Origin of the sequence: uncultured Agathobaculum sp., from assembly GCF_963927765.1 — a bacterium.
Lineage (GTDB): Bacteria > Bacillota > Clostridia > Oscillospirales > Butyricicoccaceae > Agathobaculum.
In genome coordinates, this window is sequence record NZ_CAWVCU010000042.1 from 1 (window position 1) to 25939 (window position 25939).

The window sequence follows — 25939 nt, forward strand, 5'->3', positions numbered from 1 at the left end:
ATCCTTAACCGAAACGATCAGGTTTCCCGCCAGCGAGGAAACGACCGAAACCGACGCCCCCTCGACAAACCCGAGGTTTTGCAGGAACCGTCTGGTCTGGTCCTTTCCCCGAATGGCTTTTATCGTGGTCGTCACGCCGGTATCTGCCAATGTCAACGGCATGATAGCGATCCTCTCCTTTCTGATGCGGTTCGTATTCGTACAGCCAGAAGTTAGCTTTATCTAACCTCTGTTTCGTATGCAGTTTACCACCGCTAACTCAAGTTGTCAAGCAGCAATGCACAAGTTTGTCAAAACTAACCAATACCGGGATGGTTAGCGTATGCTAATTTATCCGTTTCTCCGAGAAAGGAGGAAGCCTGCGGCCGTTGTTCCGGACAGCCGCAGGCTCATGTTGCGGGATACCGTGCGGGTATCCCCTTTGGGGTTTCCCCCGGGACAAGAAAGGATATTTGTATCATAACCGCCGCCGTCGCGGCGGGTATGACCTATATATTCGATGGAAACCAACGGTTTCCATCGAGAGAACGCACCGCGCTACACGCGGATGCGTTCACCGCTTCGAAAAGTTCCGACATGCGAAACTTTTCTCCGCACTTGTATAAAAAGTGTGGCAAAGCACACACTTTTTATGATTTTCTGCAAATTTGCAGAAAATCTATCGAATGGCGCGCGATGCGCGCGGGATAGGATCAAGTTTAATAGGCAGCAAAGCCCTTGCCGAACTCGCGGCACTGGTCGAGCATGGCCTCGTCCGGCGTTTCATGCGCCATCAGGCCCTCGTCGGTGTAAATGTTGGCGTTTGCATCGTCTGCGCGCTGCACCCAGTCACGCATCCACTGACCGTCGCCCCAGCCGTATGAGCCAAACAGCGCCACCTTACGGCCGCCCAGCTTGCCCTCCAACTCGGTGAAGAACGGGTCGAATTCCGCCTCTTCCAGCACTTCCGCGCCCATCGCCGGGCAGCCCAGCGCCAGCTTATCGTACTTTGCAGCATCCGCGGCATTTGTCTCCGCCACGTTCATCAAATCGCATTCCAAACCGCCCGCACGGATGCCGTCCGCAATAGCATTTGCCATCTGTTCGGTGTTGCCGGTCTGGCTCCAGAAAATTACTGCTGCCTTGCTCATATGATTCAAAACCTCCTAAAAGTAGATGATGGTGATATAAAATAACACTTTATGCCGCGGCGAACACTTGCAGCAGGGTTTCGCCCTGTTCCACGCGTGCTTTCACCGCATGGCATACCCGCGATAAGCGGTCAAACAAACGGGATGCGGCTTCCGCGTCGCCGTAGACCTTCCAATAGCCGCACAGCTTGCAGCCACGGCCTTCGTTGCGGATGAAGCCGATGACATCCTCGATCGGATAGCCCAGAAACAGCCCGATTTCATGCGGGAAACCTGACTGTGCGGCGATTCGCCGCCGCAAACCATCCAGCAGCTCTTCGAGCGGCGCATCAGTCGGATAGCCGAACTTCGTCAGCACCCGCTGCACCCGCACATCCGCCATATGCTGTTCCAGCTGCGTCTTGTGATAGACCAGCAGCAGAAAACGTCCGCGGCAGGCGCACAGAATCTCAAACCGAATGCCACGCCGGGCGAATGCGGCCTGATAAGCGGATAGCTGCTGCGGCAGGTCCGCATACTGCACACGGTCAAAGGACACCAGACTCGCGGGCTTGATCCCGGCAAGGGTCGGCGAACAATAGGCCGCCAGTAAACGATCGAGCTGATGATTCATGCGCAAATGCCTCCTCCCGTGTCCTCCGCCCCTGCGCTGTATCCGACCGGCGGGCGTGGCCGCGGTTAGCCATTCGGCCACGCCCTTGCACCAGTCGTTTCTGTTCAGATGATGCGCAAATGCAGAGGAAACTGTGTATGTGATACCGGTCTATCCCGTTCCGCGTGGATGTTCCGGTCGGTCTGCCTTTCAGTAAGCCTTGGCTAACCTATATATAAGTTAGCATATGCTAACCAATATGTCAAGCATTTTCTTCTCTTTTTTTCAGTAATGTCCTTGGGCAAAAAAAGACTGCTGAAAAACCCTTGTTTTTCAGCAGTCTCTCGATATCGGTACGGCACGCCTGTCTACGCGCTTATTCGCTCAGCAGCATGCGGTCGTTTTCGATGTTGAACTTCTCCAGCAGGTCGCGCACGGTGAGGTTTTTCTTTTCCTCGCCGCGGATGTCGACCACTACGCGGCCCGCGTCCATCATAATCAGACGGTTGCCGTATTGAATCGCGTGCTTCATGTTATGTGTGACCATGAGCGTGGTCAGCTTGTCACGCGCGACAATTTCCTCGGTAATCTGCAGCACCTTGTCAGCCGTCTTGGGGTCGAGCGCGGCGGTGTGCTCGTCCAGCAGCAGCAGGTCGGGCTTTTGCAGCGTTGCCATCAAAAGTGTCAGTGCCTGTCGCTGACCGCCGGACAGCAGACCGACCTTGCTGGTCATGCGGTCCTCAAGGCCGAGGCCGAGCGTCGCCAGCTTTTCGCGGTAGATCTCGCGTTCTTCGTTGGTGATGCCATAGCTCAGACCACGCCGCTTGCCGCGACGGTAGGCGAGTGCGAGGTTTTCCTCGATGCCCATGGTGGCCGCCGTGCCCATCATCGGGTCCTGAAACACGCGGCCGAGGAAGCGCGCGCGCTTATGCTCGGGCAGACCGGTCAGGTTGAAGCCGTTAAGGCGAATGAGACCCGCATCCACCGGATATACGCCCGCGATCAGGTTGAGCGTGGTGGACTTGCCCGCGCCGTTGCCGCCGATGACGGTGACAAAATCGCCGTTTTCCAGCGTCAGATCAAGGCCGTCGATCGCGCGCTTTTCGTTGACCGTGCCCGCGTTGAACGTCTTGTAAATCCCTTTCAGTTCAAGCATTGTCCTCGCCTCCCTTCGCTTGCGCGCTGGCTTTTGCAATGGCCTTGCCCGCGCCCTTGAAGTATTTGCTTTTCCAGTAGGGGACAGCCAGGAAGATCGCCACAACGGCCGCTGTAATCAGCTTGAGGTCGTTGGTATCCAGACCAAGCGTGAGTACAAACTGGATGACGATATAGTAAATGACTGCGCCCAGCGCAACCGACAGCAGCTTGAGCGCAAAGTTTCGAAAAATACGGCTGAACAGCACTTCGCCGATGATGACCGCCGCCAGACCGATGACGATCGCGCCGCGGCCCGCATTGACGTCAGCAAAGCCCTGATACTGGCAGTACAGCGCGCTCGACAGCGCGACGATGCCGTTGGAGATCATCAGGCCGAGCACCTTATTGAAATCGACGTTGATGCCCTGCGCACGGCTCATGTTCGGATTCGCGCCGGTCGCACGGATCGAGCAGCCGAGCGAGGTGCCGAAAAACCAGTACAGCACTGCAATCAGCACGATGGTGAACACCGCCGCGACGAAAATCGGGTTTTCCAGCGTCATCTTCTTGACGTTGCGCAAAGAAACCAGCAGGTCGTAGTTGTCCGGGTTGATGGCCATATTGGCCTTTTTGCCCATGATGCGCAGGTTGATCGAGAACAGTGCAAGCTGCGTCAAAATACCGGCAAGGATCGCCGGGATACCCATGAAGGTATGCAGTACGCCGGTGACCAGTCCCGCCAGCATGCCCGCAAGGAACGCGCACAGCAGCGCCACCCAGACGTTCACGCCATTCGTCATCAGGACGATGCACACCGCGCCGCCCGTTGCCATGGTGCCGTCCACGGTCAAATCCGCCAGATCGAGCACCTTAAAGGTGATAAACACACCGATCGCCATCAGGCCCCAAATCAGGCCCTGTGCCACCGCGCCGGGCAGCGCGGCCAGCAGGTTGGAGAAGAAATCCACTTTTCCATGCCCCCATTAATAATATCATCTGATAAAGTGCGAAAGCACATTCATTAGTATAGCAAAATAAAGCGGAAAAGGGAAGCCCTTTTCCGCTTTTTTGCATTTTTTGTGCTGCTTAGCCTTCGATGGCCGTATAGTCCTCCGGCACGGTGATGCCGAGCGCCTCGCAGTTTGCAGCGTTATACATCTTGGTGAAGTTGGGCGCGGGCTGTACTTCCATTTCACCCGGGTTGGAACCATTGACCAGAATGTCATATGCCATTTCGCCGGTGATCTCACCCAGCTCATAGTAGTCGATCGACAGGGTCGCCACGCCGCAGCCCGAGCAGATGCCCTGCTCGCCCGCCACAACCGGAACCTTAGCCGGCAGGACGACGTTTGCAATCGCTTCCGTGCAGGAAGCAGCCTTATTGTCGGTCGGGATATAAATGACATCGCTCTCATTCGCAGCGCTCTGTGCAACGGATGCAACATCGTTGGTATCGGTGAACGCATACTCGGTGCAGGTATAGCCCATGCCTTCCAGAATCGGCTTGATGGTGTTGATCTGGTATGCGGAGTTGGACTCAGCCGAGCAGTACAGCAGACCGACGTTCTTCGCATCCGGGAACAGCTCCTGCAGCATCTCCGCCTGACCGTCGAGCGGCGCAAGGTCGGTCGTACCCGAAATGTTGGTACCGGTCACGCCCGTCCATTCATCCACACCCAGCGCGGTGCCGTAATCCGAAATCGAGGTGCCGAGCACCGGGATATCCGCCGTTGCAGCCTGTGCCGCCTGCAAAGCCGCAGTAGCATTTGCCATAATCAGGTCAACGCCGCCCGAAACAAAGCCGTTGACGATGGTCGCGCAGTTGGCGGAGTCGCCGGAAGCGTTCTGCAAATCAAACTCAACCGAGCCGCCGTCTGCCTCCACCAGTTCTTTCAGCTTGTCCTGAAAACCCTGCGTTGCAGCGTCGAGCGCCTCGTGCTGCTCCAGCTGCACCACACCGACCTTATAGTTACCGGCTTTCCCGTTCGTATCCGAATTTGCAGTATCGTTGTTTGTGCCGCCGCAGGCGGTCATGGTCAGGGCCATTGCGCCGGCCATCAACGCGGCGAGTAATCTTTTCTTCATGTGAAAACCCCTTTTCTGCGTAAGATGCATGTGAAGGAAGGGTAAAAACCCATCCCGCTTTTACAGTTTATCAGTTAAAAGCGTTTTCGTCAAGTCCATTGCCTACTTTTTTCTGGAAATCCCGCCTTTGCCGTCAAAACAGACAAGAAGCATTCTTTTAAATGTTAATAAATTGTTAGCATTGACCAGAATCAGTTGACCAACACGCAACCGCATCGTAAAATAGAATCAGAATCCACAAGGAGGATATGCAATGAATATCTCTTTTTTCCTCAAGCCCAAGGCAGAGGTTTCATACTTGACAGAGGACTGCCCGGTGCGGCAGGCACTGCGCGATATGATGAAAAGCGGCTTTACCGCTATTCCGCTGGTCGACCCAAAGGGACGCTATACCGGCACAATCACAGAGGGCGACTTTTTGCGCCTGCTGCTCGAGCATCCGGCGGAGCAGATTGACCGGATGACGGCAGGGGAGGTGCCCCGCCGTGTGCGGCATCGCTCGGTCGGCATTGATGCGCGTATGGAGGACATGATCGAACTGGTTTCCGCACAGAATTTCGTACCCGTGACCGACGGGCGCGGCATGTTCTGCGGCATTATCACCCGGCGCGACGTCATCCAGTTCCTGCGGGACTCCTGTAAAAAGGGTTAAGTACATATTTTGCATAGCAGAAAGCCGTCCGGCAGTTGCCGGACGGCTTTTTTATGCAATTGAAAATTATTTGAGCTGTACGCGCTCACGTACCGTACCATCAACGGCCAGCGCAAGCGTTTGGGTGCTATAACCCGTGCACACAATCTGTGCCATATAGCTGCCGCGTCTGAGGCTGAACGAAGCCGTGCCATCCGCACCGGTGGTGATATTCTGACCACCGATGGTGACCACCGCACCGGAAAGCGGCGCACCATACGCATTGGTAACTACGATCTGTACGGTTTCGAGGATCTCACCCGTCAGCTTGACCGAACGCGCACCGGAAACGCTTGTGGTCGTAGAAACCGATTCCGTAAAGCGTTCATGGGATGCCGTGATCTTATAGGTACCACTCTTGACATAAACCGTTGCTTTGCCGTATGCATCGGTCGTTGCATTCTGCGCTGCACTGCCATCTGTGCCGTTCGCCGGCTCAAACTTGACCGTCGCGCCCTCAATCGGCAAACCGAGGTCATCCACCACGTTTGCCGTCAATGCATAGGTCGTCACATAGTTGACGCGCAGCATTGGATTGACACCGTTCGACATCACAAAGATCAGGTTGACATAGGATTCGCCATTTGCGCCCAGATCCGCGATCGCGGATTTGCTGATCGTAACCTCGCTGCCATCGATCTTATACTGCCAATTCTCTTCCAGAACTTTGCCATTGGCTGTGATTTTTTCCAGCTTTGCGCCTTCCGCCGTGCTGAGTGTTACGGTCAAATCCTGATATCCTTGCGAATTGGTATTGGAATCAAAATCCATCTCGGACGGCGAAATGCCATTGACCGGCGCAGTATCCACGATATTCAGCGTGCAGGAGAATGACGTCCCCTTATTGGGTACAAAGGTAATGGTATAAGTGCCCTTGCTCTTTTTCTCCAGCGATTCCCGCAGGAAAGTGGTAACGCCCGTGGAAGAGTCATAGAGATAATCTACACCACGCTCGAGCACAGTGCTGCCAAGCTTGATCGAATCCAGCAGCGTGCCTGCGGGCAGAACCAGCGTTGCGGTAACATTGGAATAATTGGGCGATTGCTCATATTTATCGAATGTGATCTGGGACGGGCTGACCGCACTGAGTGCAGAATCGCCCACCAGAATACCGATGGATGCCTTGGTATTATCCGTAAACAACAGCTCTGCGGTATATACACCCGCGCTCAGCGTTTTCAGATAAGTCTTGTAAATGCGAATACCGTTCTTATCGGTCAGCAGATTGTAATCCGTGCCGAGAGCCAGCGCTTCACCGTCCACGGTCAGGCGCATCAGGTCATTTTTATCCGCATTGAAGGTGAAATCATAGGAATGCGCGATCGCATCCTGATTGTTGATGTCGATCGACAGCGTGCTCGGAGAGATCGACACACCCGTCGACGAAGAAATCGACTGTCCCGCAATGACTGCGGTCACGCCGCCGCCCAGCGAATAGGTATCCGGCATCATCATCAGCTCGCAGCCGGACACGGTGAGCACCGCAGACTGGATCGAGCCGCCGCCGGTGACGGTCGTTTCCGCGTTTGCGGTCAGTTCGCTGATAGACGTGCTGCCCGTGGTCAGGATTGAAGTCTTGCCGGATGTGGTCACATCCCACACTGCGGCATCCAGCGTCAGCGACAGGTTCTCGCCGGTCAGCGACAGATCGGCAAAGCCGCCGGCCGATGCGCCAAGATTGGATTCGGTCAGCGCTGCGGAGGTCTGCACCTCGGTTTCACCGATGTTGCTGTTGCCTGTGCAGGTGACCTGCGGCGTCAGGCCAAGCGAATTGGAAACCGTCATATGCAGGGCGGAAACGCCGTCCAGCGTGACATTGCCGCTGCTGACGATAATATCGCCCTTTACCGTGACATTAGTCAGGTTGACGTTGCCAGAAAGCACGCCCTCCGTGATGAACAGGTTGCCGTCGATCGTTGCGTCGGACAGCGAACAGGGCGTGGAGATGGTCACGTTCTTAGTGTCGGTGTTCAGATCATCCCCGGTATAGGACTTGCCCGAAGTGTTCAGCGAAGAGCCGAGGAAATAATACAGGATCTTGGCGATTTCGCCGCGGGTAATGTTGCCCTGGGGCTTGAAGGTACCATCGGTATAACCGTTGATATAGCCCTGTGCAACCGCTTCCGCCACATAAGACTTGCTGTAATTGCTCAGCATGTTCTTATCGGTAAAAGCGTTCAGCTCAGACAGGTCAGCGCTCGGTGTATACTTGTGCAGACGACCGAGAATGGTCGCCGCCTGCTCGCGCGTGAGCGTACCCTCCGGGTCCATCTTATCGTTGCCGACGCCATTGATGTAACCGTACTTCACTGCGATCTGCACGGTCTCATAATAGAGCGAGTCGCTGCTGACGTCGGAAAAGTTGATCGAAGCTTTTTCTGTAAAGCCGAAAGCGCGGTTGATATAGCGCATAAACTCCCAGCGCCGGATCTCCTGATCGGGCGTATATTTGCCTTCCGAAGAGGGGTTGATGACCCCTAGCTCATTGAGTTCCAGCAGGTAGGTTTTTGCCCAGTGGTTTTCGATGTCGGAAGCAGCAAACGCCGCCGGCAGCGTGCACAAAAGCAGGGCAACCGCCAGCACGGCGGATAGAAATCTTTTCACAGCTATCACCTCTTTGGTTTCGTTATCCCTATTTTACCATTGTTTTCGTCATTTGTGTACTGTTTTTTACGTATGACGGCAAAGAACTGCCACAATTCGGCACATCCTGCCTAAAAACGGTATTTTCAGCCCGTTTTTCTCTGTTCGGTGGGGAAAGAAAAGGGGCTGCAAGCTCCGTATATTCGGATTTGCAGCCCGAAAAGCCGCTCAGATCAGGGTCAGCAGCTTAGCAAACTCCGCGCGGGTAAAGCCGCGCTCCGGCTGGAAAGTACCGTCGGTATATCCCTTGATCAGCCCCTTCTGCATGCACAGCACAATCGCCGTTCGGCGCTCCTCCGGGATTTCCGCCGCGTCTGCAAATGCGGAAAGCGCCTCTTCCACGGTCTGTTCATCCGGCAGCGCAGCACCCTGCTGCACCAACACATTGGCAAACAGCTGCGCCGCATCTGCGCGCGTCATCACGCTGTTCGGCTGGAAAGCTGCCTCCAACCCGTCCAGCAGGCCAGCAGCCCAGACGGCATTAACCTCGCCGGCGTACCAGGCCGCTTGGTCGATACCTTCCATGCTGTTCCCGTCGTCCGTCTCCAGCGAAAGGCTGCGCGCGATGGTTGCACAGACCTCAGCCTGTGTGATCTGTTCATCCGGACGGAATTTGCCGCCCGAGCCTTGCATCAGGCCCTTTTCCGCCACCGTGCGGATATAATCCGCGGCCCAATGGGTAACATGCACGTCGGTAAAGCCCGCCACCGTGACCGTCGGCTTGACCAGAGAAGTATTCAGCGCCTGATAGCATGCGCTCTCCTTGCCCACCGCTTCGCCCAGCTGCTCAAACGTAAGCAGATAGCTTTCGGTGTAAGCGCGGCTTGTCTCGCTTTCATACTCATTATAATAGTAGGTTATGCCTTTCGTGCTGATACGCGGGAAGCTGTACAGATAGATCTCGTGCTCCGCGGGCAGCAGCTGCTTGACCGTATCCATATAGCCGCTGACCAGCAGATCGCTGATCTCATATTGCTCTCCCGTGCGCAGATCGAAGGCCAGACTATCGTTCCACACCGATGAACCCGCACCCTGTCCGCTGATGCAGCTGGCCCAGACAACCAGCACCGAACCCTCTATGGATGCGCCGTAGCTGCCCTCCAGCGCCTCATACTCCGCACTGACCGATGGCCCCTTGAGGAAAAATGCGCGGATGGCATCGTTGATGGTTTTCTGTATCTTTGTGTCGGAAAGACCGCTGATTTCCGGAAAATAGACATTCCAGCCGTGCTCCGTGCCATCCTCCCGATAGCCTATGAACTTTTCGTAATGCACGGTCTTTGCCGTGATGCCGCTGCCCAGATCAAAGGTTTTGGGCTGCTCCAGCAGGGTATTGCCTGTAGACAGGTTGATGTATTTGAGCGTACCATCCTGTGTCACCCGCACGACGTTTTCGCTCAAAAGGGTCGGGTTTTCCGCGTTTTTCAGGCTGGCAAAATAGCCGCCGTTCTTTTTGAAGAAAATCAGACTGCCGTCCGCCGTACCGTGCCAGGACAGGCCGTAGCGCAGCTCATTGAAGCCGCCGACATAGCTGCCCGTGCGGTAAGCCACATTGCCGTTCGCATCCACGGCGGAAGCCGACCCGTCCGCACTGCGGGCGGCATACAGCCCCTCGCCCATATAAGACAAATAGTAATACGTCGGCTCGGTCAGCAGCTTCCCTTCGGTATTGATTAGGCCCCATCGGTTTCCCTCACGAACCATTGCCGCACCGTCACGGAATTCACTGATTTCGCTGTATTTGAACACGGTCAGATAGTCGCTCCGAGACAGCGAATACAGCGCCTTTGCCATGCCGTTGGAAAGAACGATGGTATCCTCGCCGAAAATGGTCATATAGGACGGCTCGATGCCGCTTTCCAGCGTGTACAGCGTCTGCCCCTCGGTGTCGATGGCCAGATACTGCCCGTCCGTTGTGCAAACCAGCGCGCGTCCGCCGGAAAACACACCCGCATCCTTGAATTCCCCTTCAAACGCCGCGCTGCCATCCTGCGTCACATAGGAATACAGGTCGGACGCCGGACTTTTGCACAACAGCAGCCCGTCCTCAAAGAAGCCCACAGCACCCGCATAAGAACCGATTTTCTCACCCTCGAGCGTATAATATACGCTGTGGTCAGCATAGCGGTAGGCGATCGCGTCGTCGGAAAATTCGACCGAGACTGGCGCGTCGGTGTAATCCACCACCACATAACCCGCGCGGTCGATCACCGCGGTCTGGTTCTTGTCATCCTCGACCGCTGCTAAACCGCATTCGGCAAACTCGCCCGCCTGACGGTAAGAAAACGACAGCACCGTGCGGCCCTCTTCATCCAGATAGCCGTATCGGGTCACGCCGTCAACATCCGTGCGCTGGGCCGGGAAGATTGCCCCCTCAGCTGAAGCACCTATTATCATGAGAAACGCCACAAACAGGGCGGATATGGTTTTTTTGAGCATAGATTTTTCCATCCTTGGATTATTGATATATAAAATTATATCCTTTTCCTGCATGCCGCTCAATAGCAGGCGGAAAAGTGTAACATTTGTGACACAAGCGCGCGCAATATTACATTTTTATTGCAATTTCATTTGTCCCGATGCGCACAAAAAACCGCCCCCTGACCGGCAGGGGACGGCTTTTTTTGCATATTTTCCCGACAAAGGCAGCTTGTGGGTCATTCCTGCCCGGCAGGTGCATGCTCCTGTGCGGATGCGTGCTCCGCGCTGCCCGCATTTTCCGCATTCTGCGGCTTATGACGGCGGCGTCCGCCCCGACGACGGCGACGACGCGGCGCGCCTTCCGCGGGTGCAGCGCCCTCGGCGGGCTGCTCTCCCTGCGCCTCTTCCGGCGCATCCTCGGCATCGGCCTGCTGCTGCTTCTGCTGCTTGGCGGCTTCCTGCTCCATGCGGCGGCGCTCTTCGGCCATGGCGGCGGCATTCTGCCGGTTGCGGCATGCGCCCTTGACCACACAGCAGTCTGTGCACTGAAATTCGGTCAGCGAATGCTCGGGACTGTCGTCCAGCTGCACCTTGCAGGTGCCGCGCAGCATCTGGGTCGTGATGACCTTGCCGCGTCCCTCGGGCGTATCGACCACGCTGCCCTGCTTGGGCGTGACCTTTTGCAGCTCCGCATAGGCCTCATGCTCATATTTCAGGCAGCACATCAGGCGGCCGCACACACCGGAAATCTTCGCCGGATTGAGCGACAAATTCTGATCCTTTGCCATGTTGATCGAAACAGGGTGGAAATCCTCCAGATACGAGCAGCAGCACAGCTCGCGTCCACAGGTGCCCAGTCCGCCGATCATCTTTGCTTCATCGCGCACGCCGATCTGGCGCAGCTCAATGCGCGTGCGGAACACGCTGGCCAAATCCTTGACCAGCTCGCGGAAGTCCACGCGGCCATCCGCGGTGAAATAAAACAGCATTTTGTTCATGTCGAACGTGCATTCCGCCGTGACCAGATTCATTTCCAGCCCGCGCTCTTCAATCTTGCGCTTGCAGATGATAAACGCCTCATCCGCGCGCTTTTTGTTGCGCGCGAGCGTCTTTTTATCCGCGTCGGTCGCCACGCGCACCATGCGCTTGAGCGGCTGGACGACCGTCTGGTCGGGCACATCCGTGTTGCCCTGCACGCACTGACCGTATTCCAGTCCGCGCGTCGTCTCCACGATCACGTCCTCCCCTGAGGACACAGGCGTGCCCTGCGGGTCGAAATAATACATTTTTCCGCCCGCTTTGAAGCGGACTCCAATAATCGTTGTCAAAAACTGATCCTCCTACATTATAAAAAGCAGATGCGGTATGCATCGCTTGTCAGCGCGCAAGTCACCGCCGCAGCCGCCGCATTGCGCGAAACGCGGTCGGTCAGCTCGCTCAGGAAATCATACAGCTCCAGCAGCCGTGCAGCGCTCACGACGCTTGCCAGCGCCTGTGTCTGCCCACGCAGCGCTGCCGCAACCGGCGGCTGGGGCAATCCCTTTGCAGCAAAAATCGCGTCGCGCAGTGCGCTTTGCAGCACGCCGATCACGCCCAGAAGCGCGCGGCGCGGCGTTTTCTCCAGCGCGAGCGCGGCCAGCATCATGCGATCCTCGCGGCGTTGGGCGATCGCTTCCAGATAGGGCGCGAGCAGCGCGGCGGCTTCGCCGTCCCCGGTCGTTTCCTCCTGCGGGACGAGCGCAAATTTGGTGCAGCGCGAACGAACGGTCTGCAATAACGTGTCTGGCTGCTCCGCAGTCAACACAAAAAAGGCGTAAGACGGCGGCTCTTCCAGCTCTTTGAGCAGCGCGTTCTGCGCCATAGGGTTGAGGTTCTGCGCATGCCGGATGACCGTCACGCGGCGTTCGCCGTCGTTCGGGATGATGGCGTTTTCCGCCTTGAGGCGGCGCGCCAGATCGACCTTCAGCTCGTTTTCACCCTCGTCGATGATGGTCAGATCGGGATGCACACCCTCGCTGACCTTGCGGCAGGAAAGGCATGTCCCGCACGGACGCGATCCTGCGCTTTCGCACAGGATGCCTGCGGCGAGTGTATCCGACCATGCCGCCAGCGCCGCGGAATCGTCCCCGGAAAGCAGAACAGCCTGCGGAAAACGGTCGGCCAGCGCGTTTTGCAGCGCACTTTTGAGCGCCGCGTTGCCCGGCAGCGCGTCAAATGAGATCACAGCTTTTCAAAGCGCTCGACGTTCAAAACGAACACAGTCGCGCCGCCAACCTCGACCTGCACCGGCGTGGACGGGAAAAAGCCCATGCCCAGCTCGGCCGTGGTGGGGATGATCTGCTTGCGCGAGGAAGAATGCTCGCGGATGATGTCGAAGCATTCATCCAGCTTGGATTCATCCAGACCGATCAGAACCGTCACGTTGCCGGCCTTGAGAAAGCCGCCGGTGGTCGCCAGCTTAGTGATCTGGAAACCGGCCTTCATCAGATTATTGATTACATCCTGAGCATCATCATAATTGATGATCGCAAGTACCATTTTCATGGAAAAATTCCTCCTTTGAGGTAAATCAGCCGATTACAACCGTAATCTCGCCGATTTCATTGTACCATCTTTCGCGGATAAGTTCAATGTGCGCGCGGGTAATTTTCTCCCCCGGCCACAGCAGCGGCACGCTCGGCGGATAGGGCGTGACCGGACGGGCGCACACCAGCCCTTCGGCGGCAGCCGGTTCGACGCGCCCCGTCTTGGCAAACCACGCATCACGCACGGACAGCACCCGCTCGGCAGGCGGGAAGGGGAGACAGGCAGACGGCAGCAGCGTCTCGCTGCGGCGGCGCGAAATGCGGCGCAGACCGCGCCGCAGACGGTACACCGATGTACCGGAATCCGCACAGGTCAGGATGAATACCACATTGCGGTCGTCCGCCATCTCGCAGGCGACCCCGCATTCGCTCCACAGCATATCGGCCAGCCGATGGCCGGTCACATCCGTGCCCGCGGTACACACGGTCAGGCGGCAGGGGTCGAGCGCAGGGTAGTCGTCCATCGTCAGCGCGGTGAAGCCTGTGCGGCGCAGCACATATTCCCGCAATTCTCCACAGGTTTCGGCAGCGCGACGATAGGCCGCGCGGCCCGGTCCCTCGGTGTAGGCGCGGGCAAGGTCGATGGACGCCATAATGGGGTAGGAGGGGCTGGACGTACCAAATAAAGCGGTATTTTCACGCAGCGCGCGCTTGTCCACACCCGAACTGCTCAAAACCACCGCGCCCTGTCCCAGACAGGGGAGCGTTTTATGGATAGAAAGCACCGCCAGATCCGCACCCTCAGCAACTGGGGTCGGCAGGCCGACGGCAGGGAAGTGCGCGCCATGCGCCGCATCCACCAGCAGCAGTTTACCATAGGCGCGGCACAGGTCGGCAAAGGCCGGAATGGCGCGGCGCACGCCATAATAAGTGGGGGAGGTGAGCAGCACCGCGCGGATCTCGGGGTGGTCGATCAGCTGCTGCTCCGCATCCCCGGGCGCAAGCGCGCCCGAGATGCCGAACGGCTCCAGCACCGGCGCGGAAATAAAATAGGGCGTGATATCGAGCAGCGCGCAAGCATGGCACACCGATTTGTGGCATTCGCGATCGAGCAGCACCGCGCCGCCGCGTCCCACCGCGGTGGCCAGCACGGACAGAATGCCCTGCGTCGATCCGCCGGTCAGGAAAAAGCAGTCGGACGCGCCAAAATACCGCGCCGCGGCAACCTCCGCATCTCGGATCGGGCCGTCACCCACATACAGATTGCCCGTACCGTAGGTTTCGGTAAAGTCGATCGAAAAAACCTCGGAAAAACTGTTGAACAGCGGCTCGCCCTTGTGCCCGGGCATATGGAAGCGCGCAGAATCGCCGGTCGCAAGCAATTGCAGCGCGTGAAACAGCGGCGCATTGGTGAACGGCAGCAGACGGTTGATCTGCCGGTGGCTGAGCTGGGTGCGCTGATTTGGCTGTCGGCGCCGGAACATGGCCGTCCTCTCCTTTCGTATCGTCTGTTTTTCCACAATCCTGTGCAAAAACAGACGGCATTCTTTTCTCATTTCTGCCTTAGTATACCATATCTGTCCAAACGCTTGCAATCGGATGCGCTTTCGGCAATGCTGCAATATCTGTCCATAATGTGCAGACATTCGTCTTTTTGCGGCGGAATTTTGGTTTAATTTCCCGTAGTAAAAGCCTACTGCTTATATTATAATGAATATTGCATTCCTATACGGAATAGCACGCTGATTTATTGAAAGGCAGGTTACTATCACTATGGCTGACAATCGTATCTACAACTTTTCCGCAGGCCCCTCTATGCTTCCGGTTCCCGTGCTCGAGCGCTGTGCATCCGAAATGCTGAATTACAAGGGCTCAGGCATGTCTGTCATGGAGATGAGTCACCGATCTAAGGTATATGACGGCATCATCAAGGAGACCGAGGCTGCGCTGCGCCGCGTACTTTCCATTCCGGAAAATTACAAGGTCCTGTTCCTGCAGGGCGGCGCGACGACCCAGTTCGCGGCGATCCCGATGAACCTGATGAAGACCGGCAAGGCGGATTACGCCATCACCGGCAACTTTGCAAACAATGCATATAAGGAAGCCGTGAAGTTCGGCGACATTCACGTTGCGTTCTCCTCCAAGGAGGGCGCCTTTGACCGCGTGCCGACGCAGGCCGAGCTGGACATCCGTCCGGACGCGGACTACTTCTACATCTGCGCAAACAACACCATCTACGGCACCGAGTACCAGTACGACCCCCAAACCCCGGCTGACGTTCCGCTGGTAGCGGATATGTCCTCGAACATCCTCTCCAAGCCGGTCGACGTTTCCAAGTACGGCGTGATCTACGCGGGCGCACAGAAGAACATGGGCCCTGCAGGCGTTACGGTCGTGATCGTGCGCGAGGATCTGCTGGGGAACTATCCGCTCGACAAGTACCCGGTCATGCTCGACTGGAAGACCATGGCCGACAAGGAATCCATGTACAACACGCCCCCCACGTACGGCATCTATGTGCTGGGCCTTGTGCTCGAGTGGGTCGAGCAGATGGGCGGCGTGAAGGCCATGCAGGAGCGCGCTGCAAAGCGTTCCGGCCTGCTGTATGACTACCTCGACAGCCAGGACTTCTACAAGTCGGTTGCCGAAAAGGCGTCCCGCAGCCACATGAACGTTACCTTCCGCACCGGCAACGACGAGCTGGACGCGAAGTTTGCCAAGGAGTCCGCAGCGGCGGGCATGTCCAACCTCAAGGGCCACCGTTCGGTCGGCGGCATGCGCGCATCCATCTACAACGCGATGCCGATCGAGGGCGTAGAGTACCTGATCGACTTCATGAAAAAGTTCGCTGCTGAAAACGCGTAAAATACTTATAGGGGATATCCAATACCCCCTATATACAAAAATCAGTTCCAAAGAAACGGATTTTTGATACCCCCGGACGCGGCCCAAGGCCGCTGAGTCGAGGGCAAATTTCCAAGGCACCTGTCCTTGGAAATTTGTTATTTTATGTCGCTGCGCTCCCCATGAGCGCAAGTACAGATAAAAGAGGAGTGCTTCCCATGTATAATGTAAAGCTTTACAATAAAATTTCCAAGGTTGGTCTGGAAAAGCTGGACCCCGCCAAATACACCTGCTCGGAAGATTTTACCGACTATGACGCTGTCCTTGTCCGTTCGGCCAAGCTGCACGACGTCGAATTCCCCAAGAGCCTCAAGTGCATCGCGCGCGCGGGCGCGGGCGTAAACAACATCCCGCTCGATCGCTGCGCACAGGAAGGCATCGTTGTATTCAACACGCCGGGCGCAAACGCCAACGCCGTTAAGGAACTGGTTGTCTGCGCACTGATGCTCGCTTCCCGTAAGATCGTGCAGGGCGCAAACTGGGTGCAGTCGCTCGCCGGCACGCCGGACATCGGCCCGGCTGCTGAAAAGGGCAAGGCAACCTATGCTGGCCCGGAAATTGCGGGCAAGAAGCTGGGTGTCATCGGTCTGGGCGCGATCGGCGTCAAGGTGGCAAACGCTGCGGTCGGTCTGGATATGGAGGTCTGGGGCTATGACCCGTACCTGTCGGTTGACGGCGCGCTGGCACTGTCCCGTTCGGTCAAGCATGTCACAGAACTTGACCAGATCTTCGCAAACTGCGACTATATCACCATCCACGTCCCGCTGACCCCGGACACCAAGAACACCATCTGCGAGGAAACCATCGCCAAAATGAAAGACGGCGTGCGCGTGATCAACCTTGCCCGCGGCGAACTGGTCGATACCAATGCCATGGCTGCGGCACTCGAGAGCGGCAAGGTTGCGGCGTATGTGTCCGACTTTGCATCCGACGAAATTCTTGCACAGCCCAATGCGATCACCCTGCCGCACCTCGGCGCATCCACGCCGGAGAGCGAGGACAACTGCGCACAGATGGCAGTCAAGGAGATTTCGGATTACCTCGAAACCGGCACCATCCGCAACTCGGTCAACTTCCCGAACCTCAAGGTTCCCTATGAAGGCGGTTACCGCGTCTGCATGATCCACAAGAACATCCCGAACATGATCGCATCCATCACCGCTGCGGTCAAGTGCAACATCGAAAACATGGGCAACCGCTCCAAGGGCGACTATGCATACACCATCGTAGACCTTGCTGAGCAGCCCACCGAAGCCAACCTCGACGCACTGCGTGCGATCGACGGCATGATCTCGGTTCGTGCCCTCTAATCTCTGTATATGGTATATGAAAAAATGCCTTCCGTTTGAAGCGGAAGGCATTTTTGTTTGCCAATCAGTCGTAGATGGACTCTACATCCCAGTCGATAATGGTTCCGGTGGAAGCGTCGATGGTGAATTCATACTCCATGCTGTTATAGATGATCTTGCCCTCATATTCCCAGCGACCGTCATCAAAATCCAGTTTAAACTCATAGATATTAGCCGTGCTTGCGCCGGGTACCTTGTTCAGCGCGATTTCCTTGGCGCGCGCCTCGGTAACGGTCACCGTCTGACTGCCGCTATTGCCGCCGGTCGAAGGTGCATAGCCCTCCGCGTCATAGTCATAGCTCAGAATCTTGCCGGTGGAAGCGTCGATCTCATAATCGTATTCCAGATAGCTTGTGCCGGAACGGTAGATGAATTCGATCTCGTAAACCGTTCTGCCGTTCTCCCAATCCGACTTTGCCTTGACGAAGGTCACCTGACTGGCCGTCTTGCCCGCGTGATCGAGCGCGGTCTGCTTCGCCTGCTCGAGCGTGACCGAACCGGTGGTCGTACCGGTGTTGCCGGTGTTACCAGTGTTGCCCGTATTGCCGCCGGTGTTGCCGGAGGGGTTGTTCGTGTCAAAATCGGTCACTTCGCCGCCCGTTGTGCTGCCGGAAATCGACACGGTCTGGGTCGCGCCGTCCCACGAGACGGTTTTGCCCATGATCTCGCCAATCGCGCGGATCGGCAGGTAGATCGAGCCATTATAGAGCGCGGGATCGACCTTCTGGCCTTTTACGTTATAGAATGTGCGTGCCGTGCCGTCGATCACGATGGTGTAATCCGGCTCGATGCGCAGGGTGATATCCTGCGTCACCGCGTTTTTGTCCGGGGTGCCGGTTGCATCCGGCGTGACGCGCGCGCCACCGATGGTGGCGGTGTTGGTCGTGCCGTCCCAGTTGACATTCTTATCCATCAGCTCACCGATCGAGCGGATCGGCACATAGGTCGTGCCTGCGTAGCTGATCGGGTGCACTTCCTGCCCCTGTACGTTGTAGAAAACGCGCTCCACACCGTCGATCTTGACTGTAATGTCCGGGCTCAGTTCCGCCGTTACCGTGTAGGAGCTGTTCGCCGCTCCCGCCGCGCCGCACAGCAGTGCAGCCAGTGCCATCGTACAAACCAGTTTTTTCATTTTGTTGTCCTCCTTTTATGCTTATCAATCAAATACGGATTCCGCGTCCCACTCTTGAATGGCGCCGCTATATGCGTCGATCTCGAAATCGTATTCCATTCCCTCGTAAATGATCTTGCCCTCGTATCTCAGCTTGCCGTCGTCGCGATCCAGATTCATGCGGATATCGTTTTCGGTCGCGCCCGGCACTTTAGCCAGCGCAATGGCGCGAACCTCCGCTTCGCTCATGGTCTCACTGGAAGCCGAACCCGTGTTCTGCTGCGACGGATTATAGTTTTCCGCGTCGTAATCGTAGCTGCGGATCTCGCCGGTCGCGGCGTCGATCTCATAATCGTATTCCGAAGCGGTTGCGGCAACATAAAATTCCACATCGTATACCTGAACGCCATCGTCATAATCCAGCTTTGCCATCAGGAAGCTGGTGTCGCTCTCGCTCACGCCCGCGTGGTCGAGTGCGATCTGCTTGGCCTTGGCTTCATCGACTGCACCCGTCTGGGTCGTCGCGTTCGCGGTATTCGTGGTATTCGTGCCGTCCGTCTGCGCCGCGCCGCTGTTCGATTCGATCACCGCGCCGGTCATCGCGTCAATCGCGTAGCGGTAATCCGTTCCGTCTACGGTGAAATCCACCTCATAATACGCGATGCCGTCCTTTTCATCGAGTGAAGCGGTTGTAAAGGTTGCGTTTGCGGCATCGATCTGCGCGGCGGTGGCGGCCATGTTCTTGGCAGCATCCACACCGATATATCCCATCTGCGCGTTGCTTTTCTGGGTGGACTGACTGCATCCTGCCAACGCAGCGGCCAGCATTGCCGCAGCGGTAAACATCAAAAACTGTTTTTTCATCTTGCTCACACCTTTCGTTTGAGTTCATATACAGGATACCAGCCCAACATTAAAAAAATATTAAAAAAGTAAATTTTCAAAAAATAATTTTTACGCAAGGCTTTGCGGCTCGTCCGGCTGCTGTCCGATGGGGAAGCGGAAGGTAAAGCAGCTGCCCACACCGATAGCGCTGTCCAGCGTGACCGTACCGCCGTGCAGCGCGGCGATCTGGCGCACCATGGTCAGGCCCAATCCGGTGCCGGCCTGTCCGCTGCGTGACGGCTCGACCTGATAGAACCGCTGCCAAATCTTTTCCTGCTGCTCCTTTGCAATGCCGATGCCGTCATCCCGCACGGCAAGTACAGCATCTGCCTGCTCCCGCCGCAGGGAAACCCAGATATGTCCATCCTGCCGACCGTACCGCACAGCGTTGCCGATCAGGTTTTGCAGCAGACGGCTCATCAGCGTCACATCAAAACGGGCTTCCACCTCGGGCTGAATATCGGTTTGCAGCGTGATATTCTTGGGAAATGCGGGCTGCTCGGCGCAGATAACCTCCACCAGCCCACTCAGGTCAGCCCACTCAAAGGACGCGCGCTGCGTGCCCTGCTCCAAACGGGTCATTTGCAGCAGCTGCGCAATCAGGTCAGACATCTTTCCCGCCTGCCGTTCAATTACCTCGATTGCCTGCGCATACTGTTCTGGAGTTTCGGCATGCCGCCGCGCGTCCTCGCACTGGGCGAGAATGACCGCAGTCGGCGTGCGCAGCTCATGCGAGGCATCCGAGGTGAACTGCTTTTCCGACTCGAAGGACGCTTCCAGCCGCATGAACATATTATCAAACGCCTGTCCCAGACGGCTGATCTCGTCCCGTCCCGGAGGCAGGCCAATGCGGCGGGACAAATCGCGCCCCTCTCCGATATTCTCGGCTGCGCGGATGATGCGGTCGATGGGACGGAAGGTCGATCGCGCCAGCAGATACGCGCCCAGACCGCTGAACACCACCATCAGGGGTAAAATCAGCAGCGCCAGTCCCACCATATCGTCCAGCACATCGGCAACATCGGGTGCGGAAATGATGCCGCGCACCCATACGCCGTCCTCCCAGCTAAACGGCAGCCAAAAATCCAGCACATAATAATTGCCGTTGATTCCTTCTGCCATACGGATCGCACCATTTTCAAACGCCAGCGTATCCGGAAAGGACAGCGGCAGCTGTCCGGCAAGCAGCGCGCCGCTGCTGCTGTAAACCACGGTATACACGCCGTTGTGCGTGAACGTAAAATCCTCGCTGAATGTGAGATTACCGTTTTCCTTGGAAATACCGCTCAGGTTGGTGCGCACGGTATTGGTCAGCTGCTCATAGGCGTTTTCGGAAACGACCGATCTGCTCACCGCAACCATAAATACCAGCACCGACGTGGTGAGCAGCAGCATAAGCAGGGTAATCCACAGGGTCAACTTCAGTTTGACGGAAAATCGCTTCACGGCTCCTCCTTTAAAATCCAGCCCGCGCCGCGAACCGTATGCAGCAGCTTTTTGTCAAAGCCGCTGTCGATCTTTTTGCGCAGATAGGTGATATAGACGTCGACCACATTTGAGCCGCCCGCATAATCATAATTCCAGATGTGATCCTCCAGCCGGGCGCGGGAAATGACCGTGCCCTTGTGCTGCATCATATATTGCAGGATGGCGTATTCCTTAGCGGACAGGCGGATCTCCTTGTCGCCGCGCGTCACCGCATGGCTGCCGGTATCCACAGTCAGGTCGGCCAGCGTCAGTACGCTGGTCTTTTGCGTGCCGTATTTGCGCGTTGCCGCGCGGATGCGGGCAAGCAGCTCGTCAAAATCAAAGGGCTTGACCAGATAATCGTCCGCGCCGAGGTCGAGTCCCTCGATACGGTCCTGCACACTGTCGCGCGCGGTCAGGAAAATCACCGGCACGGCGCTGCCCTGTGCGCGCACCGCCCGCAGCACGTCGCGCCCGTCCTTCTTGGGCATCATGATATCCAGCAGCAGGCAGTCATATTCCGCCCCCAGCAGATAATCGAGCGCGGCTTCTCCGTCAAAACAGGCGTCCACGCTGTATCCCGCGCGCTCGAGCGTCCGGCAGATCAACCGATTGAGATCGCGCTCATCCTCTGCCACCAATATCCGCATAGAAACCAACTCCTTTCTTTTATTATAAATCAATGCCACGCAGTTCAGCAAGGGAAGGATTACGGGCGATGCTTGCGTTTATTCTGCCGGTCAGCTATAATAAAAGCAGCATAACCGGTTGGCGGCAGACCGCCGGTACGGAAATCAGGAGGAACAACCCCATGAAAAAAATCATCACCATCAGCCGGCAGTTTGGCGCAGGCGGCGGCGAGCTGGGCCGGCGCACGGCTGACGCACTGGGTATCCCGTTATACAATAAGGATCTGATCCTGTTCACCGCCAAAGCATCCGCAGGGCTGACGCCCGCGCAGGTGCGCAAGTGGGATGAGCGTGTGCCGACCAGCTTCGGCCTGACGCAGAGCCTGTTCGATTTTTACAACCGCCCCTTGAGCGACAAGCTGTGGGAAGCGCAGGTCAAGGCCATCCGTGAGATCGCAGACCGCGAAAGCTGCGTTATCGTTGGCCGCAACGCGGATTTCATCCTGCGGGAGTTCGACCACTGTCTGCGTGTGTTCGTCCATGCGGATTTTGAATGGCGCTATGAGCGCATGCGCGGCATGATGGAGGACACTGAACCGGAAAAGCTGCGCGCCAACATCAAGGCAGTAGACAAGGCGCGCAATGCCTATTGCACGCATTACACGGGCCGCCACTATGCCGACGCGACCAATTATGACCTGACGCTGTGCACCAGCCGGCTCGGCATCGACTTTGCACTTGAGGAGATTTTACAGGCGGCAGAGCGGATTTGACTGGCTTTTTTGCCAAAAACAGGCGGTACGCTTGACGAAATATTGATTTTACGTTATAATGGGTTAGGCATGATAGGCGATGGTAGTTGTCTGGATACTTCCATCGCCTGTTATATATCTATGGCTGATGCACTGCACACGCGTGAAAAAACGCAATGCGGATGCGGAGGGTAAGAAAAAAGTAAAGGAGAATCACAAGTGAAAAAAGTACTTTCTCTGCTGATGGCGGCCAGCCTGGCGCTGGGTCTGGCAGCATGCGGCGGCAATTCGTCCAACGAGGCGAACAGCGATGCAGCAAACGGTTCCGCTTCGGGCGACGGCAAGACTTGGGTTATCGCGTCCGACACCGTCTTCAAGCCCTTTGAGTACACCGACGCTTCCGGCAACTTCGTCGGCATCGACGTAGACATCGTTGCGGCGATTGCGGGAGATCAGGGCTTCCAGTATGAAATGAAGAGCCTTGGCTGGGATGCTGCCATCGCGGCTTGCCAGTCCGGTCAGGCTGACGGCATGATCGCCGGCGCGTCCATCACCGACGAACGCAAGGAGAGCGGCTGGATCTTCTCGGACGGCTACTATCAGACCACCCAGACCATGACGGTTGCAGAGGATTCCGACATCACCGGCTTTGAAGACCTGTCCGGCAAGACGGTTGCCGTCAAGACCGGCACGCAGGGCGCAACTTACGCAGAGAGCCTGAAGGATCAGTATGGCTTCACCATCACCTACTTTGAGGATTCGCCCACGATGTATCAGGCGGTTCTCGGCGGTCAGGCAGTTGCCTGCTTCGAGGATACCCCGGTTATGGCGGCTTCCATCAAGGACGGCGGTTTGGCGCTTAAGATTCTGGAAGATACCGCGAACGAAGGCCAGCCCTATGGCTTTGCGATCTTCAACGAGGACAATCAGGAGCTGATCGACATGTTCAACGCCGGCCTTGCCAACATCAAGGAGAACGGCAAGTACGACGAGATCATCGCCAAATATCTGGGCTGATCGCAGCGGATCGACCTGCATTTTCAGGGGGGCACTGGTTTGATCCGGCGCCCCCTAATTTTTGAAAGGAGTTCTGATCTGTGATCCAAATCCTCACCGTTTATGGGCCCCTGCTGCTGCAGGCGATGGGGCAGACGCTGCTGCTGGCACTGTGCGGCCTGTTTTTTGCATGTATCCTCGGCCTGCTTTTCGGCCTGCTGAGCGTATTGAAAAACCGCGCTTGCAATATCATTTCGACGATCTTTGTCGATGTGATCCGCGGCGTACCGATGATCGTTCTGGCTTTTTATGTATTTTTCGGCGTACCGTACCTGTTCCAAAACATCATCGGAGTCAAAGGCGTTACGCTGACCGCGCTGCAGGCCGGTACGATCTGTCTGGCGCTGAACTGTGGCGCATACATGGCGGAAATCATCCGCGCCGGTATCCAGAGCGTGGACAAGGGCCAGATGGAAGCGGCCCGCAGCCTTGGTCTGCCGTACTGGAAGGCCATGCGCAAGGTCGTGCTGCCGCAGGCTATCCGCACGATGATCCCGTCGATCATCAACCAGTTCATCATCACGCTCAAGGATACCTCGATCCTGTCGGTCATCGGTTTCCCGGAGCTGGTCAACACCTCGAAAAACGTCGTGGCGATCACCTTCAACTCGTTTGCAGTCTGGAGCATCGTCGCGGTGATGTATTTGATCGTAATTACGGTCCTGTCCCGTTTTGCAAAGGTTATGGAGAGGAGGCTGAACCGTGGCAGAGAATAATAAGCAGGTAAAGATCCATGTCTCCCACCTGAAAAAGAGCTTCGGCGAGCTGGAAGTACTCAAGGATGTCTCCATCGACATCCACGAGGGCGAGGTCGTCGTTATTCTCGGGCCGTCCGGCAGCGGTAAGTCCACCTTTCTACGCTGCCTGAACCGTCTGGAAGAGATCACTGACGGCACGGTTATCGTCGATGGCTACGACATCACCGACAAGCACACCGATATCAACAAGGTGCGCGAAAATGTCGGCATGGTGTTCCAGCTGTTCAACCTGTTCAACAATCTGGACGTCATGGGCAACATGATGCTTGCCCCCACCGAGCTGAAAAAGGCCACCAAGGAAGAAGCACGCGAAACCGCCATGCGGCTACTCAAGCGCGTCGGTCTGGCGGATAAGGCGGAAGCCTATCCCGCGCAGCTGTCCGGCGGCCAAAAGCAGCGCGTCGCCATCGCCCGCGCACTGGCGATGAATCCGGATATCATGCTGTTTGACGAGCCGACCTCCGCGCTCGACCCCGAAATGGTCGGCGAGGTGCTGCAGGTCATGCAGAATCTGGCCAAGGAAGGCATGACGATGGTCGTCGTCACGCACGAGATCGGCTTTGCCCGCGAGGTCGCCAGCCGCGTCATCTTCATGGAAGGCGGCTACATCGTCGAGGAAGGCACGCCGGATGAGGTCATCAACCATCCGAAGGAGCCGCGCACAATCGACTTCTTGAGCAAGGTTTTATAATCACGCATTCTTTTTGCTCGAATCACCTAATTACAGAAACCACTACCAATATTTTGCCGCAAGGCAGGATTTTGGTAGTGGTTTTTTTGCTCTGCCATCTGAATGATTTGTTTCCTTTGCTTTACTCTGCTTCGAAGCGGTATGTGAAAAAAAATACAATCGTCATTTTATCTAATATGGAAAATAATTTCTTGTGGACAATCACAATTTTTATCAATTAAACTTGACAAGATAGAGCGAGATGACTAATATTAGCTTACAGATGGTTCGTATTTAAGTCTTATGTTCGTATATACGATCACAAGAAATGGTACACCTAGAAATAAGAGACAAGGAAGGTAATGGTTATGAACAACGCAATTGAGACAATGGCTGAACTGATTGGCAATCAGTTAAAGTTGGTTGATTTGAGTCACAATCTGGAAGTTGGAATGCCCAGCTGCCTGACACACGCCCGCTTTGGCCGTATCCAGCATGAGGCGATTGAATACGGAGACGCATTTACCCATGCTGCGTTGATTATGAGTGAGCACACCGGCACGCATATGGACGCTCCTAATCATCACATTCCCGGCAGCGACTATACGATTGAAAAGGTTCCGTCAGAGCGCCTTTTTGGCCGTGGCGCCATCATTGATGCAAGCCATCTTGGCAAAAATGAATGTCTGCCTGTAGAGTTCATTCAGGCATGGGAGAAGGAGCACGGCGAAATCCGCGCAAAGGATTTTGTTCTCTTCCGTTTTGGCTGGGACAAAAAGTGGGATGTCCAGCCCAACTGCAAGCCGTACGAGCACGACTGGCCGGGTCTGGGTCGGGAGGCTTCCGAGTATCTCAAGGACAAGGGCGTAAGTGTTGTCGGCACGGATGCGCTCGCACTGGACACGGGCGATGCCGTTGTTTGCCCCGCGCATGACATTCTGCTTGGCGCCGATATCTTTATTCTCGAAGCACTTGACAAGCTGGACACCCTGCCTCCGTTCTGCTATATTGTTGCGCTTCCGCTTAAGGTTAAGGATGGCTCCGGCGCACCGACGCGTGTCATTGCTCTGGTTGAATAATTCCGATATCCGGCATATCACGCGCAAAAGAGAAAGGAGTTGAGCCTGTGGCTAA

Annotated in this window: 23 protein-coding genes and 1 pseudogene; 8 read left to right on the plus strand and 16 right to left on the minus strand. The window is 56.4% G+C overall.

The genetic code is table 11. The annotated features are described in order from the left end of the window. From ABGT74_RS03340 to ABGT74_RS03365, 6 genes are all read right to left on the minus strand, one after another. Positions 1-162 (minus strand): FeoA family protein (locus tag ABGT74_RS03340; RefSeq protein ID WP_346704467.1); only part of this gene is annotated, 162 nt, incomplete at its 3' end. A gap of 536 nt (positions 163-698) precedes the next feature. After that, positions 699-1130 carry a flavodoxin gene (locus ABGT74_RS03345; protein ID WP_346704453.1) on the minus strand — a complete coding sequence of 144 codons (432 nt, stop codon included), beginning with the start codon at positions 1128-1130 and terminating at the stop codon, positions 699-701. Between the two features lie 49 nt (positions 1131-1179). Further along, a complete protein-coding gene (locus ABGT74_RS03350; RefSeq protein WP_346704454.1) occupies positions 1180-1743 on the minus strand; it encodes a DUF3793 family protein in 564 nt (187 codons plus the stop codon). Between the two features lie 355 nt (positions 1744-2098). Next, on the minus strand, positions 2099-2878 hold the full coding sequence (locus ABGT74_RS03355) for an ABC transporter ATP-binding protein (RefSeq protein WP_297283021.1): 780 nt from the start codon (positions 2876-2878) through the stop codon (positions 2099-2101). After that, a complete protein-coding gene (locus ABGT74_RS03360; protein WP_297283022.1) occupies positions 2871-3827 on the minus strand; it encodes an ABC transporter permease in 957 nt (318 codons plus the stop codon). Before ABGT74_RS03360 ends, ABGT74_RS03355 begins: the two co-directional genes overlap by 8 nt. A 118-nt stretch (positions 3828-3945) precedes the next feature. Then, on the minus strand, positions 3946-4944 hold the full coding sequence (locus ABGT74_RS03365; protein WP_297283023.1) for an ABC transporter substrate-binding protein: 999 nt from the start codon (positions 4942-4944) through the stop codon (positions 3946-3948). A gap of 253 nt (positions 4945-5197) precedes the next feature. Between ABGT74_RS03365 and ABGT74_RS03370 the strand changes: the two genes are divergently transcribed. Then, positions 5198-5596 carry a CBS domain-containing protein gene (locus tag ABGT74_RS03370; protein ID WP_297283024.1) on the plus strand — a complete coding sequence of 133 codons (399 nt, stop codon included), beginning with the start codon at positions 5198-5200 and terminating at the stop codon, positions 5594-5596. Between the two features lie 66 nt (positions 5597-5662). Here ABGT74_RS03370 and ABGT74_RS03375 read toward each other — a convergent pair whose 3' ends face one another. The 6 genes and pseudogenes from ABGT74_RS03375 to ABGT74_RS03400 all read right to left on the minus strand — a co-directional run bounded on the left by ABGT74_RS03375 (position 5663) and on the right by ABGT74_RS03400 (position 14708). Further along, complete coding sequence (locus tag ABGT74_RS03375) at positions 5663-8239, minus strand: S-layer homology domain-containing protein (RefSeq protein ID WP_346704455.1); 2577 nt, start codon at positions 8237-8239, stop codon at positions 5663-5665. A 207-nt stretch (positions 8240-8446) separates the two neighbouring features. Continuing rightward, on the minus strand, positions 8447-10717 hold the full coding sequence (locus ABGT74_RS03380) for an S-layer homology domain-containing protein (RefSeq protein WP_297283026.1): 2271 nt from the start codon (positions 10715-10717) through the stop codon (positions 8447-8449). A 557-nt stretch (positions 10718-11274) separates the two neighbouring features. Then, positions 11275-12027, minus strand: a pseudogene (locus tag ABGT74_RS03385) (stage 0 sporulation family protein); the annotation flags it as partial. Between the two features lie 17 nt (positions 12028-12044). Then, on the minus strand, positions 12045-12923 hold the full coding sequence (locus tag ABGT74_RS03390; RefSeq protein ID WP_346704456.1) for a hypothetical protein: 879 nt from the start codon (positions 12921-12923) through the stop codon (positions 12045-12047). Beyond that, positions 12920-13243 carry a cyclic-di-AMP receptor gene (locus tag ABGT74_RS03395; protein ID WP_297283029.1) on the minus strand — a complete coding sequence of 108 codons (324 nt, stop codon included), beginning with the start codon at positions 13241-13243 and terminating at the stop codon, positions 12920-12922. The genes ABGT74_RS03390 and ABGT74_RS03395 overlap by 4 nt, the downstream gene beginning before the upstream one ends. Before the next feature lie 25 nt (positions 13244-13268). Next, positions 13269-14708, minus strand: coding sequence for an amino acid decarboxylase (locus tag ABGT74_RS03400; RefSeq protein ID WP_346704457.1), 1440 nt, complete (start codon positions 14706-14708; stop codon positions 13269-13271). 289 nt (positions 14709-14997) lie between these two features. On the opposite strand from ABGT74_RS03400, the gene serC reads away from it, so the two are divergent. Further along, entirely contained in the window at positions 14998-16089 is a 1092-nt protein-coding gene (serC, locus tag ABGT74_RS03405) for a 3-phosphoserine/phosphohydroxythreonine transaminase (protein ID WP_346704458.1), read from the plus strand. 197 nt (positions 16090-16286) lie between these two features. Beyond that, positions 16287-17438 (plus strand): 3-phosphoglycerate dehydrogenase family protein, encoded by a 1152-nt coding sequence (locus tag ABGT74_RS03410; RefSeq protein WP_346704459.1) that lies wholly within the window; start codon positions 16287-16289, stop codon positions 17436-17438. A 64-nt stretch (positions 17439-17502) separates the two neighbouring features. Here the strand turns inward: ABGT74_RS03410 and ABGT74_RS03415 are convergent, their stop codons facing one another. The 4 genes from ABGT74_RS03415 to ABGT74_RS03430 all read right to left on the minus strand — a co-directional run bounded on the left by ABGT74_RS03415 (position 17503) and on the right by ABGT74_RS03430 (position 21590). Next, complete coding sequence (locus ABGT74_RS03415) at positions 17503-18609, minus strand: PepSY domain-containing protein (protein ID WP_346704460.1); 1107 nt, start codon at positions 18607-18609, stop codon at positions 17503-17505. A gap of 24 nt (positions 18610-18633) precedes the next feature. Beyond that, on the minus strand, positions 18634-19452 hold the full coding sequence (locus ABGT74_RS03420) for a PepSY domain-containing protein (protein ID WP_346704461.1): 819 nt from the start codon (positions 19450-19452) through the stop codon (positions 18634-18636). Positions 19453-19542: 90 nt separating this feature from the next. Then, positions 19543-20919: a HAMP domain-containing sensor histidine kinase gene (locus tag ABGT74_RS03425; RefSeq protein WP_346704462.1), complete on the minus strand. Its 1377-nt coding sequence runs from the start codon at positions 20917-20919 to the stop codon at positions 19543-19545. Then, positions 20916-21590, minus strand: a complete 675-nt coding sequence (locus ABGT74_RS03430) for a response regulator transcription factor (RefSeq protein WP_297284145.1) — start codon at positions 21588-21590, stop codon at positions 20916-20918. The genes ABGT74_RS03425 and ABGT74_RS03430 overlap by 4 nt, the downstream gene beginning before the upstream one ends. A 161-nt stretch (positions 21591-21751) precedes the next feature. Here ABGT74_RS03430 and ABGT74_RS03435 point away from each other — a divergent pair, with 161 nt between their 5' ends. The 5 genes from ABGT74_RS03435 to ABGT74_RS03455 all read left to right on the plus strand — a co-directional run bounded on the left by ABGT74_RS03435 (position 21752) and on the right by ABGT74_RS03455 (position 25884). Continuing rightward, entirely contained in the window at positions 21752-22342 is a 591-nt protein-coding gene (locus tag ABGT74_RS03435) for a cytidylate kinase-like family protein (RefSeq protein ID WP_297284144.1), read from the plus strand. Between the two features lie 198 nt (positions 22343-22540). Next, entirely contained in the window at positions 22541-23338 is a 798-nt protein-coding gene (locus tag ABGT74_RS03440; protein WP_346704463.1) for a transporter substrate-binding domain-containing protein, read from the plus strand. Between the two features lie 80 nt (positions 23339-23418). Next, positions 23419-24093: an amino acid ABC transporter permease gene (locus ABGT74_RS03445; RefSeq protein WP_346704464.1), complete on the plus strand. Its 675-nt coding sequence runs from the start codon at positions 23419-23421 to the stop codon at positions 24091-24093. Further along, positions 24080-24826, plus strand: coding sequence for an amino acid ABC transporter ATP-binding protein (locus ABGT74_RS03450; RefSeq protein WP_346704465.1), 747 nt, complete (start codon positions 24080-24082; stop codon positions 24824-24826). The genes ABGT74_RS03445 and ABGT74_RS03450 overlap by 14 nt, the downstream gene beginning before the upstream one ends. 347 nt (positions 24827-25173) lie before the next feature. Then, positions 25174-25884, plus strand: coding sequence for a cyclase family protein (locus ABGT74_RS03455; RefSeq protein ID WP_346704466.1), 711 nt, complete (start codon positions 25174-25176; stop codon positions 25882-25884). The last annotated feature ends 55 nt before the right edge of the window (positions 25885-25939 follow it).